Origin of the sequence: Saccharopolyspora sp. NPDC002686 (genome assembly GCF_040295745.1) — a bacterium.
Classification (GTDB): domain Bacteria; phylum Actinomycetota; class Actinomycetes; order Mycobacteriales; family Pseudonocardiaceae; genus Saccharopolyspora; species Saccharopolyspora oryzae.
In genome coordinates this window covers 20,302-35,071 of sequence record NZ_JBEOVY010000034.1, presented here as the reverse complement: position 1 = coordinate 35,071, position 14,770 = coordinate 20,302, and the positions used below count along the sequence as shown (strand labels likewise).

At 70.6% G+C, this 14,770-nt stretch carries 15 protein-coding genes; 5 read left to right on the top strand and 10 right to left on the bottom strand.

The window, feature by feature from the left end:
• The 3 genes from ABTZ89_RS07135 to ABTZ89_RS07125 form a co-directional block, all read right to left on the bottom strand.
• Positions 1-349, bottom strand: a 349-nt coding sequence (locus ABTZ89_RS07135; protein WP_351041238.1) for an NAD(P)-binding protein, incomplete at its 3' end; no start/stop codon positions are given.
• A gap of 269 nt (positions 350-618) precedes the next feature.
• On the bottom strand, positions 619-1,383 hold the full coding sequence (locus ABTZ89_RS07130) for a maleate cis-trans isomerase family protein (RefSeq protein WP_270947322.1): 765 nt from the start codon (positions 1,381-1,383) through the stop codon (positions 619-621).
• Positions 1,384-1,397: 14 nt separating this feature from the next.
• Complete coding sequence (locus tag ABTZ89_RS07125; RefSeq protein ID WP_270947207.1) at positions 1,398-2,444, bottom strand: 2,5-dihydroxypyridine 5,6-dioxygenase NicX family protein; 1,047 nt, start codon at positions 2,442-2,444, stop codon at positions 1,398-1,400.
• Positions 2,445-2,755: 311 nt separating this feature from the next.
• Here ABTZ89_RS07125 and ABTZ89_RS07120 point away from each other — a divergent pair, with 311 nt between their 5' ends.
• The 5 genes from ABTZ89_RS07120 to ABTZ89_RS07100 all read left to right on the top strand — a co-directional run bounded on the left by ABTZ89_RS07120 (position 2,756) and on the right by ABTZ89_RS07100 (position 5,973).
• A complete protein-coding gene (locus ABTZ89_RS07120; RefSeq protein ID WP_270947206.1) occupies positions 2,756-3,265 on the top strand; it encodes a MarR family winged helix-turn-helix transcriptional regulator in 510 nt (169 codons plus the stop codon).
• A gap of 233 nt (positions 3,266-3,498) precedes the next feature.
• Positions 3,499-3,933 (top strand): SRPBCC domain-containing protein, encoded by a 435-nt coding sequence (locus tag ABTZ89_RS07115; RefSeq protein WP_351041233.1) that lies wholly within the window; start codon positions 3,499-3,501, stop codon positions 3,931-3,933.
• Positions 3,934-3,943: 10 nt separating this feature from the next.
• On the top strand, positions 3,944-4,294 hold the full coding sequence (locus ABTZ89_RS07110; protein ID WP_270947204.1) for an ArsR/SmtB family transcription factor: 351 nt from the start codon (positions 3,944-3,946) through the stop codon (positions 4,292-4,294).
• Between the two features lie 99 nt (positions 4,295-4,393).
• Positions 4,394-5,251: a DUF899 family protein gene (locus tag ABTZ89_RS07105; RefSeq protein ID WP_351041230.1), complete on the top strand. Its 858-nt coding sequence runs from the start codon at positions 4,394-4,396 to the stop codon at positions 5,249-5,251.
• 272 nt (positions 5,252-5,523) lie between these two features.
• The gene (locus ABTZ89_RS07100) at positions 5,524-5,973 is read left to right on the top strand and encodes a hypothetical protein (RefSeq protein WP_351041227.1); all 450 of its coding nucleotides are present in this window, start codon (positions 5,524-5,526) and stop codon (positions 5,971-5,973) included.
• Positions 5,974-6,081: 108 nt separating this feature from the next.
• Here ABTZ89_RS07100 and ABTZ89_RS07095 read toward each other — a convergent pair whose 3' ends face one another.
• The 7 genes from ABTZ89_RS07095 to ABTZ89_RS07065 all read right to left on the bottom strand — a co-directional run bounded on the left by ABTZ89_RS07095 (position 6,082) and on the right by ABTZ89_RS07065 (position 14,762).
• Positions 6,082-6,930 carry an RNA-guided endonuclease InsQ/TnpB family protein gene (locus ABTZ89_RS07095; protein ID WP_351041246.1) on the bottom strand — a complete coding sequence of 283 codons (849 nt, stop codon included), beginning with the start codon at positions 6,928-6,930 and terminating at the stop codon, positions 6,082-6,084.
• Between the two features lie 235 nt (positions 6,931-7,165).
• Positions 7,166-7,615: a carboxymuconolactone decarboxylase family protein gene (locus tag ABTZ89_RS07090; RefSeq protein WP_270947201.1), complete on the bottom strand. Its 450-nt coding sequence runs from the start codon at positions 7,613-7,615 to the stop codon at positions 7,166-7,168.
• Entirely contained in the window at positions 7,612-9,258 is a 1,647-nt protein-coding gene (locus ABTZ89_RS07085) for a class I adenylate-forming enzyme family protein (protein ID WP_351041224.1), read from the bottom strand. Before ABTZ89_RS07085 ends, ABTZ89_RS07090 begins: the two co-directional genes overlap by 4 nt.
• Positions 9,255-10,925 (bottom strand): CoA transferase, encoded by a 1,671-nt coding sequence (locus ABTZ89_RS07080; RefSeq protein WP_351041243.1) that lies wholly within the window; start codon positions 10,923-10,925, stop codon positions 9,255-9,257. The genes ABTZ89_RS07085 and ABTZ89_RS07080 overlap by 4 nt, the downstream gene beginning before the upstream one ends.
• Positions 10,926-10,930: 5 nt before the next feature.
• Positions 10,931-11,740, bottom strand: a complete 810-nt coding sequence (locus ABTZ89_RS07075; RefSeq protein ID WP_270947200.1) for a class I SAM-dependent methyltransferase — start codon at positions 11,738-11,740, stop codon at positions 10,931-10,933.
• Between the two features lie 56 nt (positions 11,741-11,796).
• On the bottom strand, positions 11,797-13,380 hold the full coding sequence (locus ABTZ89_RS07070) for a class I adenylate-forming enzyme family protein (RefSeq protein ID WP_351041221.1): 1,584 nt from the start codon (positions 13,378-13,380) through the stop codon (positions 11,797-11,799).
• Positions 13,377-14,762 (bottom strand): protoporphyrinogen/coproporphyrinogen oxidase, encoded by a 1,386-nt coding sequence (locus ABTZ89_RS07065; protein WP_351041219.1) that lies wholly within the window; start codon positions 14,760-14,762, stop codon positions 13,377-13,379. The genes ABTZ89_RS07070 and ABTZ89_RS07065 overlap by 4 nt, the downstream gene beginning before the upstream one ends.
• Positions 14,763-14,770 lie beyond the last annotated feature (8 nt).

The window sequence follows — 14,770 nt, the reverse complement described above, 5'->3', positions numbered from 1 at the left end:
GGACGCGGTGCAGGTCGGCGCGGTGGTAGTGCCAGTAGGGCGCTCCGTACTGGTCGATCACCCGCTGCCCGAGCGGCAGCTGGGCGATGATGCTCCCGTCCGCCCAGCGGCGGCGGACCTGGTCCTGGGGTTCGGTGCGCACGCGCTCGAGCTCGGCGCGCAGCCCCAGGCCGATGAGGATCCGGCTGGCGTTGGGGGCGGTCTGGATTCCCGCGCCGATCTCCCCCAACTGCGGCGCCGCCTCGACGACCGTGGCCCGCAGGCCCCGTTGCCGCAGCGACAGCGCGGCGCACAGGCCCCCCAAACCGGCACCGACAACAACGACTTCGAACGACTGGCTCGCAGCCACGCTGGCCTCCTCGTCCTCGCCGGAACCCGCGTCGGATTCAGATGATCCGAACACGTACTATCCGGATGTGCAAGGTTTTGCTTGAAAAGGATTTGTTCGCAGGTGATTACCGCTTGATGTGCTCCTGATCGGCGCGAAGAGGCAGACGATCAGGATGCGGACGCGCGAGCACGAGCTCGCGTCGAGGCGTGCGGATTCAGCACGGCCCGAGGAGCCGGGACGCCCCGCCCTGAGGGCGGTCCCGGCCACGAACGCCGCGCGCTGGAAGGTCAGGCCGGGACGGCGACGGCTCCGCCGAGCAGCTTTCCCGCACCGGGCACGCGGGTTTCGAGCCCGAGCTCGGACAAGATCCGGAAGGTGGTGGCGGTCGCGGCCGAGAGCACCGGGATCCCCACCTCGTCCTCCACCGGCTGGATCGAGGGCAGGGACGGCATCTGCACGCAGGCCGACAGGACCAGCGCGTCGGCGCCGGACAGGTCGAGCTTGCGGTAGTGCTCCCGCAGATCGGCCGGATCAAGCCGCGCCACGGCGAGGTTGTCCGGCACCTCCAGCGAGAGCGCGTCCACCACCTCGACCCCGGCGTCCTCGATGTAGTCCGCCACCGCCTTGGTCAGCGGCTTCATGTACGGCGTCAGGATCGCGACCTTGCGCGCGCCCAACGCGCCGATGCCGGACAGCAGCGCACCAGCGCTGGAGACGACCGGGGCGTCGGACCCCTCGGCGCGCAGCGCGCGGGTGATGTCGTCCTCCGCCGTGCAGTGGTAGCCCGGCCCCTGCGCCATGATCGCCACCAGGCAGGCGGTGGCCACGACTCCCGGGCGGGCGTCGGCCAGCTCCGCCGCCGCCCGTTCGGCCTGGGCGTTCATCGCCCGCAGCTGCTCCGGGGTCACGTGCTGCATCCGCGCCCGCGCCGAGTGGAAGACGAACCGGTCCCCCGGTTCGGCCTCCTCCCGGGCGCGCAGCATCCGGGGCAGCTCGGTCTCCATGGTCAGGTTCGAGCTGGGCACGATCATCCCGATGTGGTGCTCGCGCACCGCCGCGTCCGCGCTCATCGCCGACCGACCGGGCGCATCTCGGCGACGGTCAGCTCGCCCGCGTCGACGATCAGCTCGTCGTCCAGGTACAGCGAGTTGCCGCGCATCGGGATGTCGAAGTGGCAGGCGGTGTCGTTCGGGCCGCCGAGCTCGTTGTTCGGCCCGATGGAGAACATCACGTTGCCGTAGAAGCTGCGCAGCTCCATGCCCATCCCGCCCGGGAACTGGGTCAGGCCGTGCCAGTGGGCCCGCTCGTCCAAACCCCAGCCCACGTGGCTCATCCCGTAGCCGCGCGGGTCGTCGAAGCTCTCGATGTAGGAGCGAAGCAGGTCCGCGTCCAGCCCGGACGACCCGGCGCCGCCGCGGATGTCGCGGATGAAGCCCTCCTCGATGGTGATCTCCACCGGGGTCTGCACGTAGGTGTTGAACGGCAGGAGCACGTCGCCCGGCGCGAGCACGATCTTCCCGTCGACACCGTCGTCGGCTCCGCCGGTGAACACGAAGGCCGCGGGCCAGTGGTCCCACCGCCCCGGGGTGTCGGTGTAGCCGTACTCCGACAGCGTCGGGTACATGCCGAGCTTGTAGGTGACATCGGTGCCCGCCGGGCTGGTGATCCGCATCGTGCTCGCCTTGGCCAGCAGCTCCGCGCCGATCTCGACCCGCTCGCGCAGCTCCTTCGTCGGCATCAGCCGGGCCAGCAGCTCCGGCGGCTCGACGGCGGTCAGGATCCGGACCCCGGCGTCCTGGATGGCGAACTGCTCCTTGCTGAACAGCAGGAAGGTGCAGTCCACGACCATGTCGACGCCCTTGAGCGCGTCCACGGCCTTGGGGATGTTCCCGAGACCGGAGTCGCCCACGGCCCACGCCCCCGAAGCGCTCGCCGGCGAGGGCAACCGCATGTGGAACGCCGCGGCCCCCAGCTGCTGAGCGGCCCACAGGAACGCATCGGCGTACTCCGCGCGCTCCCCGCCGCGGGTGAGCACGACGACCGTCTCCCCCTCGTGCACGCCGGACAGGCGCAGTTGCTGCAAGCAGATGTCGTTGAACAGGTTCTGGTCCACCGTTGACCACCTCCGGATATAATCCGAGCACGTATTATCCGGACACGCAAGAGTCTCTTTCGCGCAATCCCGACGCCTCGAACCCGTGGTCGAACCTTGCGCTCCCGCGCAAGAGCACCCCACCGCACACCGGGTGACCGCGGATCAGATGACACGGTGATCCCCTTGTGCAGCAAGGAGTTTCACCAGCAGACCAGGCCGCAGAACCGACGCCGCTCGGACCCCACCGGCCCTGCACCGAGCGCAACCATCCGGGTACGTATTATCGATTTGCACCTGGCCAGGTGCGCAAGCCGCACGGGAGGAACGCAATGGGGGAGCCAGCGCGCACGGGCCGACGCGCCGCGGAGACGTCAGCAGCCACTCCGGCACCGCCCTCCGACCTGCTGGCCGCGCCCGGCTACGGCGCCCGCCGGCTGTACCAGGCCTACCTCGCCGCCTGGAACCGGCACGTCGACTCGGTGCTGACCGGCCCGCAGTTCGCCGTCCTCTCCGCCGTCCGCGCCTACCCCGGCAGCGACCAGAGCTCGCTGGCCGGCGCCGCCGCGCTGGACACCTCGACGATGGCCGACCTGTGCCGCAGGCTCGAACGACGGGGCCTCATCCAGCGCATCGAATCCCCGCGCGACGCCCGGCGCAAGCTGCTCTCCCTCACCGAAGAAGGCGAAGAGGTGCTCACCGAGGTGAACCACCGGGCCCGCCAACTGGACGAGGCGCTGCTGGCCGGCAAGGACATCCCCCGCGACGCCGACACCGCAACGCTTCTCAACGCGCTCGGTGCCCACTGGGAAGCCGTCGCAGCGTACGAAGACCTGGACTGAGCCGAACGAGTTTCAGCCGCTCCCCCAATCGTTTCTCTGCAACCTCCATCATTTCCCGTTGCACCGCAAAGGGATCCGGCACAGGAATCTCACCGGCCAACTGACCGGCGTCCCGCCCGCTCGACCCGCTCGTGCTTCCGACGCGAAAAAGTGCAACTCGCGGATTGCACGTGCCGACTTGATGTGCAACCCTGAAGTTGCACAAGAGCGGAGCGGAAGCGAAGGAGCACCCCATGATCGACGACCGCATCGAGCGCGAGATCCTGATTCAGGCAGCGCCGGAACGGATCTGGCCCCTGGTGGCCGAGCCCGGTTTCTGGGTGACCGACGACGAGAGCGCTCGCGGCACCGTGGCCGTGGAGGGCCAGTCTCTGGTCGCCCGGCATTCGGAGCACGGCGACTTCCCGATTCGCGTGGAGAAGTCCGACCCGCCGCACTACCTGGCGTACCGGTGGGTGAGCGCGTTCCCCGGCGAAGACCTGCGCGAGGACAACTCCACCCTCGTGGAGTTCACCCTGACGCCCGAGGGCGACGGCACCCGGTTGCGCGTCGTGGAGAGCGGGTTCGCAGCTCTGCCGACCTCCGACGACAACCGCCGCAACGTGATCAAAGACCACACCGCCGGATGGGAGCACTGCTTCACCGCTCTCGCCGCCCGCGCCGAGTGACCCCACCGCGATGGACCGACGTTCCCCGAGCACCGACGTCGTCGACGGCGTTCTCGCCGCCCTGGCCGACCCGACCCGCCGCCAGCTGCTGGACCTGCTGGCCGCACGCGGGCAGGCCACCGCGACGACGCTCGCCGACGAGCTCCCGGTCTCGCGCCAGGCGGTGGTCAAGCACCTCTCCGTCCTAGACGGCGCCGGGCTGGTCGACAGCGTGAAAGTCGGACGTGAGGTCCGGTACGCGGTGAGCCCCGGGGCGCTGGACACGACGGCCCGCTGGATGGCCGCGCTCGCCGCCGACTGGGACCGGCGCCTGGCCAAGATCAAGCGGGTCGCGGAAGCGGCCGAGCGGGACCTGAAGTAAGCCGCGCGCCTCGCTGCGAATTCGAACCGCGTGCAGCCGCACAGCAAAGACCGCGACGTCATCACGGACGCGCGGGCCGGAACGACTTGTGGAGTCACCATGAGCAATCCAGCAAACGCCACCACATCCCACACCATCGCCAAGCCTCCCGTCGTCGACCGCGCGACGTTCCAAGCCCAGCTCGACGAGCTGCGCGCACGGGAGAAGGCGCACACCCGCGAAGGCGACGCGATCGCGGCCGCGCGCCGCCGGCTGCCCATGGTCGAGGTGGACGGCAGCCTCGAGCTGATCGGGCCCGACGGGCCGCTCACCCTGCTCGACGCGTTCGAAGGGCGCCGGCAGCTCATCGCCTACTACTTCATGTGGAACCCCGGCCGCCCCGCGGCCGAGCAGTGCGAGGGCTGCACGTTCTACACCAGCCAGGTCGCCGAGCTGTCCGCCCTGCACTCCCGCGACATCACCTACGCGGTCTTCTGCCAGGGGCGCAACGTTTCCGCCAGCGGAGCCGAGCCCCAGGTGTCGTACGACGAGAGCATCCGCTACCGCGACTTCATGGGCTGGCGCATGCCCTGGTACTCGGCGCAACCGTCCCTCGACGCACTCCTCGTCGGGCGCCAAGTCGGCTTGTTCCACCTGGTGTGCTACCTGCGCGACGGCGACCGCGTCTTCGAAACCTACTGGACGACCCGCCGCGGCGTGGAGGCGATGGACTACAGCTACGCGCTCATGGACCTCACCGTGCACGGACGCCAGGAGCCGTGGGAGAACTCGCCGCCCGGCTGGCCGCCACCGTGCTCCAACACCAGGACCGACGGCGGCCCGCCCGATTGGCCACCAGCGGCGCAATGGCCGGGCGGGCGCCCCATCGCCCAGTGGCCGCGCCTCGAAGCCGGACACTCCGACGACCTCGGCACCGCAAGCGCAGAACCCCCGAACCAACCCCACCACTGCCACTAGCAGGGTGCTCACCCACATCACCGGGTACCGCGGCGCACCCACCCACTCCAGTCCACAGTGGATAATTCTCCGGAATGGCCGAGCAAGTTCGCACATCCGAGTGATGAGTCGTGGTCACCGGGAAGAGTGCCGATAACCTGGCGAAGCGATCTTGGGTTCTGCCGCGGACAATCGACGGGCGTTCGAGCGGATCGCAGCAAGAGGAATCCACACGAGACGACCGGCCGGGAGCCAGCGCTCTGACTCCCGGCCGGTCGCTGCGAGGAGGACGCGTGCGACTGCTCCTGCGGATCGGCTTGGTGCTGATCGCGCTCGGCGAGGGCATCCCCACGCTGTGGGCAGCAGTCTCCCCGCTGTCGTTCCAGCTCGGCTTCCCCACACCGGAACTCGCCTGGCTGACCGAGTTCCCGCCGTACAACGAGCACATGACGCGCGACTTCGGGCTGATCGGCCTCCAGTTCGCGGTGATCCTGGGATACGCCGCGGTGTCGATGCGGCACGCGCTGGTTCGCGCGGTCCTCGCCGCCTCGCTCGTCTTCAACGTTCCGCACCTGATCTACCACCAGCACCACGGCGCGACGGGCAACGCGGTGCCGCTCCAGGTGATCTCCCAAGCCGCACCGATCGCACTCGCCGTCCTGCTGCTGGTCGTCAACGAGCTGGCGAACCGGCCAGCACCCGCAGCAGACCGCCAGGAGCAGGTCAGCAGGGAATCATCTTGACTGCTCCCCTCCCTGAATATGGATTCTCGGACCCGAGTCTTCAGGGGATGCAGGGGATTTCTGGCTCAAGCTGCCCGGCCGCCCTGCGGACGGTCGGGTCTTGTGCTCTCAACACCAGCCGGGTACAGCCCAGCCCGGACCAGCATCACATGCGCGGAGTTCTTGTCCCTCGGAGACACGTGTCCGCACTCGGTACAGGTGTAGATGCGTTCCGACAGCGGAAGACGGTGCTTGGTTCTCCCCGCATCCCCCGCAGTCCATCGTCGTGTACTTCGGATCCACCAGCACGACACGTCGGTCGTGCTTGCGTCCCATCTCGACCAGTGCGGTCTTCGTGGCCGCGATCGCCGCATCAGCTGCCTTGCGCGCCATCGTCGTTTTGGCCAGGAACTTCGGGCGGAAGTCCTCCACCGCCAGGGCATCGTGGTCGGCAACCACACGCTTGGCCCACTTGCGGGCATCATCTTGGCGTTGCCGGGCGATCTTCTTGCACGCCTTCGCCGCGAGGCGCTGTGCCTTGCGATGGCCACGTGTTTGTGGCTTCCCTCGCGGCTGCCGACGGCGTGCCATCATCCGCTGGTAACGCGCCAGCTTCGCCGCGGCCTTCTTGCCGTGCTCGGCATGCGGCAGGTCGTGGTCGTCGCTGGTGGTCGTGGCAGTCTCCGAGACACCCCAGTCGATCCCGATCGCCCGACCGGTCACGGGAAGCGGCTCGATCTCGGTGGCCACCACGAAGGAGGCGTACCAATGTCCGATGCTGTCGCGGTAGACGCGGACCGAGCTCGGTTCGGATGGCAGGTCACGGGACCACACCACCGTGACCGCGATCCCGCCCGCCAGGTGCAGCCGGCCATCGTTGAGTCGGAACCCTCGCCGGGTGTAGTTCAAGCTCGGCGCGGCCTGCGCCTTCCTTTTTGAAGCGCGGCATTCCGGCCCGCTGCCGCATCGGCAACCGATTCTTGATGTCCTTCAGCGCCTTCGTCCGGGACTTCGCGAAGTCCCGGATGGCCTGCTGCTGCGGAACCGAGCCTCCCGCACGCAACCACGCATAGAAGAGATCATGCGGGCTGTGTGCGACGACTTCGAAACCGAGCTGAGGAGTTCAACGGCGAGCCCAACTAGGCGCGTAAGCAAAGAGTTGACGCGCTTCCGCCCCGCCCTGGGCGGATCAGGGCGGGACGGGGCATCCGCACTACGCTCTTCCTGCGACCGCGAGGCGGTTGTAGGTGTTGATCAGCGACACCGTCCACACCAGGCAGACGAGCTGGGTCTGGTCGAAGTGCTCCGCGGCCGGGTCGTAGTCCGCGTCGGGCACCCCGCCGCTGAGCCGGGTGATCGATTCGGTCAGCCGCAGCGCCGCTCGTTCCGCTTCGGTGAAGTGCGCCGAGTCGGCCCAGTTCGCGAGCTCGCGCAACCGGAGCTCGGACTCCCCGCGTTCGAGGGCCTGCCGGGAATGCATGTCCTGGCAGTACTCGCAGCCGTTGATCTGCGAGGCGCGCAAGCGCACGAGCTCGATCAGCTTGATGTCCAGACCGGACTGGCGGGCCAGGTCCTCCGCATCGCGGGTGAGCTGGTGCAGCGCGGTGAACGTCGTCGGCGTCGTACCGGCGATGTCGAACCGGGGGCTGATCACTTCTGTCATCGCGCAGATTCCTTCGCTGAGTCGGGTGCGGGATCGAGTTCGGCGGCCATCGCGGTGACGGTGCGGCGGCACACCTTGCCGGTCGGTGCGAGCGGCAATTCCGGGAGCCGGAGCAGGTACTCCGGCAGCTTGCGGCGCTCCAGGCCGCGTTCGCCCTCCAGGAAGTCGGTGATGTCGGTCAGGGTGAGCTCGGACGTGGCCGCGGCCTGGCTGATGCACGCGCACATCCGCTCCCCCAGATCGGCGTCCGGCACGGGCACGCACGCCACGTCCACGATCGCGGGGTGAGTGCTGAGCTCGCGCTCGACCTCGGCCGGGCTGATGTGGAACCCGCCGCGGGAGACCACCGCCTCCAACCGGCCGAGCACGTGCAGCCGCCCGTGCTCGTCGAACATGCCGCGGTCGCCGCTGCGGACCCAGCCGTCCTCGGTGCGGTAGCGGGCGTTGAGCTCGGGATCGGCGACGTAGCTCAGCGGCGTCATCGGGCCCCGCGCCCAGATCTCCCCGGTCCCTCCCGGCGGCACGTCGACGCCGTGCTCGTCGACGATCCGGATGTCGGCGACGGCCGGGTCCGGCGTGCCGGTGCCGGGGGCGCTACCGGTCCTGGCGGTGTGGCAGTTGATGCCGTCCGACGAGCCGTAGATGGTGATCACCCGGCACCCGAACCGCTGCCGGCAGGCTGCCGCGGTCACCTCGGCCAGCGGTGCGGCGCTGGACACGACGGTCCGGAGGCTGGACAGGTCCTCGTCCGGTGCCGCCGGGTGTTCCGCGAGACGCCGCAGCATGGTCGGCACCCCGAAGAGGTGCGTCGGGCGGTACCGCGCGACCATGCGCAGCACCTCTGCCGGCTCGAAGCGGTCGGCCAGGATCAACGTCGAGCCGAGCGCCGCGAGGCTCACGAGCGCGCACGAACCGTAGGAAGTGGACGTCTTCATGAGCAGGAGACCGCGCATCGGGCCGTCGCCGTCGTGCAGCGCCCGGACGTAGCTCGCGCGGCCGCCGCCCATCGCGTTGTGCGAGTAGGCGATCATCTTCGGCTCGGACTGGGACCCGGACGTCACCAGGATGCGCGCCGGTGCTTCCGGATCGACCGGCTCCGGCTCCCAGCCATCCGCGTGCGGTGCCGCGTCCAGCGAGCTCACCTCCGAGGACACCGGCGGCTCAGCGTCCGCTCCGAAGGTGAAGACCGCCCGCACGTCGGGCAGCTCGGCGGCCACCGCCGCATCCGCGCGGCTCTCGAAGATCCCGGCGGCGGCCCTGGCGCGGCCGAGCAGGCTCGTGGTGTCCCGGCTCCCCCGCCCCGCCGGGTAGGGCAGGGCGACTGCGCCGATGGCCACGACCGCGAGTTCGGCCACGAGCGCGCGCCAGCCGTTGGGCAGCCGGATGCCGATGATGTCGCCGGAGCCGAGCCCGCTCGCGGACAGAGCGGCGGCGATCCGGCGCACTTCGCGGTCCAGCCCGGCGTAGTCGAGCGTGCGTTCGCCGTCGATGACCGCTTCCCGCCCGGGGTGCGCGCGGCCCCCTTCGCGCAGCAGCCCGTAGAGGTCGCGGTCGGGGCAGTCGCCGCGCTCGACCCATCGGCGACGCAGGTCGGCGGGCGTCATGTCGCGGATCTCGATGCCGTTGCGGGAAATCCAGGTCACGAGAACTCCCAAGGAGCGAGGGGGAAGGTGTGGGTGCTGTGGTCGAGCGCAGCGGCGAACCTGCGGTCCCCGGCCAACTCGCGCAGATCGGTGCACACCGGTGTGGCCACCACATCGGCAACGGGGAGCTCCGCCGCCCAGAACCCGCTGGGGCGCTCCTGGAAGCGCTCGGCGATGCCCTCCGGCGTAGTTCCCAGGACTGCGGCGAGCCGCTCCGGGTCGGTCCGGCCGGACAGCACCACGAATCCGTCCGACGTCCGCAGCGGGTGGTCCAGCACTGTCCACTTCAGACGCCGAGATGGACGTGGCAGGACGCCGGAGGCGGAGAACAGCGAGCTGTCCACCCGCATTCCCCGACCGGTGCGCTGCCGGTGCAGCAGCGCGGCCAGGACACCCATGGCGCTCACCGCCCCTCCGAGCACGTCGGTCAACGTCATCAGCGATGGCGCGCTCGGTTCGTCCGCGGGCTGAACCGCGGCGGCCAGGCCGCTGTGCGCCTGCACCAGGTAGTCCGTGCCCAGCGGCGTTTCCGGCCACGACAGCGGTTCCCAGCCCGACGACCACGCGTAGACCAGCCCGGGACTGGTGCGAACCAGGTCACCGGCGTCGAGCCCCAGCTGCGCGGCCTTGCCCGGTGCCCAGTTGTGCACGAAGGCATCGGCGTCGGCGACGAGTTCGTGCAGCTCCCGGCGACCGCGTTCGCCCTTGACGTCCAGCTCGACGGCGTGCTTGCCGTCGTTGAGCGCTCGGAACCGCGCCGAGCAGTCGCCCGCCAACGGCGGAACGCCGCGCATCAGGTCACCGCCCGGCGGTTCGACGCGGATCACCTCGGCACCCAGCATCCGCAGCAGGTGCCCGACCATCGGCCCCTGGATCCGCCGCGTGGACTCCACCACGACGATGCCGTCGAGTGGCGCGGGACCGCGCCACTCCGTCCGCCGAGCGATCCCCGGCATGGTGCGGAAGGTGCACGCGGGAACGTCGACCGGCGGCGCCGGGTCGTCCCGCACCGGCAGCACGCTCACCCCGGTGGCATCGGCCACCGCCGCCACAGTGCGGTAGTCCACCGCGCGCAGGGCCCGGTGCAGTGCTTCCGGCAGATCCGCCGAGGCAGTGGCGAAGCGCTGCTGGAACGGCCGCCAGCCCGCAGCGACCGCGCTCCGGTCGGTGCCGAGCTCCGCCCAGAACCGCTGCCAACCCTCGCCGTGCAGCACTTCCAGCTCGAAGCGGACCCCATCGCGGCTGGTGAACGGCGGACGCCCACCGGCCCGCCAAGGTTCCTGCCAGTCGTCATCCGCGGTGGCCACCGCGAGGTACTGCTGCACGGACAGCAGTGCCGCTTCGGACACCGAGGTCCGCACCGACGTGAATCCCGCACCACGCGCCCGCGCCAGCGAAGCGGCCAGAACCCCTTGTGCCGCAAGCACTCCGGCCAACGTTCCGGCGTAGTCGACACCGAGCCGCTGCGGCCGGCCAGCCGCTCGCCCGTGGACATGCATGATCCCGCAGGCCGCCTGCACCGCCAGCTCGTCCGGCAGCTCGAGCTCGACCGGACCGGCCCAGTCGATGTCGCACGCCAGCAGATCAGGGTCTCCGGGCAGCGCAGCCAGCTGCTCGGACGCCACGCGGAACGCCACTTCCGAGCCCGTGCGCTGCACGTTCGGCACAGCGGTCAACGGCGCCGCTCCTTCCGGCCCTGCACCGAGTAGATCACGCTGGAGGACGCGCGGAACGACGGATCGCGCATCACCGCCTGAACCGCGTGCAACTCGTCGCTGGTCATCCCTGCGGACTGCAACCTGTCCCACAGCTGGTGCGTGTGGTGCAGCTGGAGGCCGAGGTCCGCCGACCCGGCGTGGCGCGACCGGATGCTGGGCCGCGGATCGATGTCGACGAGCCCGGCTGCGCGCATCGCGCGGGCGACCTGCCGCCCCCACGTCGGGTCGCCGCCGTTGCGGCGCATGAGCTCGGTCTTGGCCGCGAGGAACTTCTCGTACACCCGCTCGCCCTCCTCGTCAGGGGCGAGCAGCACCGGCTCGTAGGAGGTGTCGAACTCGTCGATCTGCAACCAGCCACCGGGCTTCAACGCCCGGACGAGCTTGGCCAGCACCTCGTCCCGCTCGGGGAGGTGCTGCAGGACGAGTCGGGCCACGATCAGGTCGAAGTGGTTCTCCGGCAACGGATCCGCGGTGATGTCGTGCTGCGCGGTGGTCATGTTCGGATGACCGACGACGTCGACCGGCTTCACATCGGTCGCCAGCACGCTCCCGGTGGGTCCGACGCGGTTGGCGAGCCAGCGCGAGATGGTGCCGCCGCCACATCCCACGTCCAGGCAGTGCCAGCCAGCGGTGACACCGGTGGCGGCCAGCCGCTCGGTCGTGATCGGGTCGAGCGCCTCGGCGAGGCACCGGTGCTGCTCACCGCTGTGCGGGCTGTGGTTGTCGAAGACGTAACCGCGCTTGTCGGTCTGGACGTGCGTCACTGCGGTTCCCCTCAGAGCTGTCTTTGGTCCTGGTCAACGAGTTCGAGAGCAGGAACTCACGTCCACCGGCCGGTTCCGCACGTAGCGGTGCTGCCGGTCAGCTGCTCGCGCAGGTCCAGGCGGCGCACCTTGGCGGTGCCGGTGCGGGGCAGGTCGTCCCAGCGCAACGACACCGGGGACTGCATCTTCGGCAGGCGTCGGCACGCGCGCCGCCAAGCCTCCTCGGACAGGGTCCCGTCCGCGGTGACGACCACCGGCAGCGGCGGCTTCCCCGGCTGGGCGAGCAGCACGCACTCCAACGCCTCCGGCAGCCGGTCTTCGAGGACGTCCTCGATCTCCAGGCAGCTGCCGTCCGGCGTCTGGTCGACCTCGCGGTCCAGCAGCTGCACGCTGCCGTCCCACCGGCGGACGCCGAGGTCCCCGGTGATCCACCACTTGCCGACCTGCTTGTCGGCCCACCGCTGGGACTCCCCCAGGTAGTCCAGGCACCGGGCCGCGGTGCGGGCCAGCACGAGCCCGGGCCGGCCTGGGCGCACCGGCTGGAAGGTGTCCGGGTCCACCAGCCGCAGCCGGGTCTTGACCGGGACCGGCCGTCCGACGTCGTGCGCCGCGCCGCGGCGGGCGAGCGACCGGCGGGTGTGGAAGCGGAAGGTGAGCGGACCGGTCTCCGTCTGCCCCCACCCGTCCATCCACAGCGGACTGGGGTGCCGGCTGGCGTTCAGGTAGGCGCGGATCGTGGGCGGGTGCACCGCGTCGTAGGTGCTGATGTAGAGCTTGACCCGGCGGAACGGGTTGTCGAGGCGCTCGGTCAGCGGCCGGAACCGCACGTACGACGCCGGCAGGCCCTCCATGATCGTGGGCGGGTGCGCCCGCAGCACCGGGTCGACGCGGTTCGGGTCCTGCCCGGTGAGGATCACCACCTCGCGGGGCGCCATGCTCATCACCACGGCGGTCCAGCAGAAGGTGCGTCCGTGCGCGTAGGAGCTGGCCGTGGCCACCACGTCGTCGGGTCGGACGCCGATCTTGGGGATCCGCCGGGCCTCGAACCTGGCCAGCGCACCGATGATCGTGCGGGTCGAGTGGACCACGAGCTTCGGCACCCCGGTGGTGCCCGAGGTGTGGTCGATCACCAGCGGCTCGTCGTCCCCGCGCCGCTGCGGAGCGGGCCCCGCGCTCCCCCGCAGCTGGTCGACGTGCACCGCACCGGGCGCCGGGACGTCCGACGTCACCACGACGCGCGCGAGGGACGTCAGGTCGACTCCCGCCGCGAGGCACCGCTCCAGCTGCCCCGCAGTGGTCATCAGCACCGCGGGCGCCAACCGTTCGAGCAAGATCGCCAGCACGTCCGGGGACATCTGGGCGGACAACTGGGCCGGGACCGAGCCGATTCGCACCGCGGAGCACGCGAGGAGGTCGTAGTCCCAGTGGTTGTCCTTCAGGATCGCCACCCGGTCGCCACGCCCCGCACCTGCTGCGGACAACCACCCTGCGGCATCCCTGACGAGGTCGGCCAGCGCGGCCGCGTCGTACTCCGTGCCACCGTCCGGGGCGATGTCGAACGGACGGTCCAGGTGCGTGGTGGTGGCGATGCGGCGCGCCGCGCACTCGTCGAAAAGCACGCCCATGTCATGAGGTTTCACCGGGAGCTCTCCAAGCTGTTGGGCACGACCCGCAGGCGCTTGCTCAGCGCCGGTTTGATCGCGGGGTGCAGACGGCTGAGGGTGCGGGAGGCGGCGAGCGCTCCGGCGCGCACCGCTCCTTCGCTGGCGGGGCGGAGCACCACCCAGTCGCCCGCGTAGTCGACCGGTCCGACCGCACGAGCCGCGAACCGGCCTCGCCGGTGCACCGCGACGGGGGTGGCTTCGGGCAGGCCGTAGCGGTGGCGGTGCACGAAGTTCGCCCTGTTGGCCACGTCGAAGTCCGGCAGGTACCGGTGCACCGCCCGGGTCAGCCGGTCGACGACCTCCTCGTCCGAAGCCGTCAGCAGGTCCGGGATCGTGGAGGGGTTGGCCATCAACGTCAGCAGGCCCTTGCCCATCGGCGCGCGGCCGGGGTGCTTCTCGTGGTCGAGGATGATCGCCGAGAGCGCCTGCTCCTCCACGGCGGGGGTGAGCAGCACGTACGGCCGGTCGCCTCCGGGCACGGACAGCGGCTCGTCCAGCAGGCAGCTCACCTTCAACGCAGGGGTGAAGGTGCACGCGGCGAGGAATTCCGCTTCCTCCGCCGGTGGATTCGCGTGCAGCTGCGCCGCCACGGGTGCGGGCACGCACAGCAGCACCGAGCGCGCGGTGACCACGTCCGAGCCGGTCTGCAGGCGGGCACCGTCGCCGTCGGCGACGACCTCGTGCACCTGCTGGCCGGTCACCACGTCCAGATCCGACGCCAGGCACCGGGCGAGGGTGTCCATGCCGTCGCGGTAGGTGCGCCAGGTTCCCGCGCTGCCCACCGACAGCAGCAGGCTCACCATGACCGCCGCGGCCGAGCGCTCCGTGTCCCAGCCGAAGAAGCTCCCGGCGACCGGCTGGAGCAGGTAGTCGTGCAGGTCCGGGTGGTAGCGGCGGCCGAGATCGGCGACGGTCTCCGCGGCCAGCAGGCTGCGCTCGGGGCGGTCGTCGTCGAAGTGGTCGCGGTTCCGCAGCGCCCACGTCTGGAAGCGGAGCAGGTCCAGGTGCGCGCGGCGGGACAGGCCCGCGCCGGTGAGCATTCCGCGCGTGTCGGCCACCCCGGCGTGCGCCCGTCCGTTCCGCCACACCGCGAGCGGCCGGCCGATGCGCGGCACTTCGGCCTCGGTGAGCCCGAGGCGGGAGATCAGCTCCCAGGTCGCCCGGTAGCCGCTCGGCGAGATCTGCTCGGCGCCGGTGTCGATGGTCCAGTCGTCGTGGCGCACGCTGGTCATCCGCCCGCCGACCTGCGGCGCCGCCTCGAAGACGCGGACCGCGAGCCCGGCCCGCTGCAGCTCGTGCGCTGCAGTGAGCCCGGCGATCCCGGCTCCGACGACCGCGACGTCCAAGTCCCGGCTCACGAGAGCAC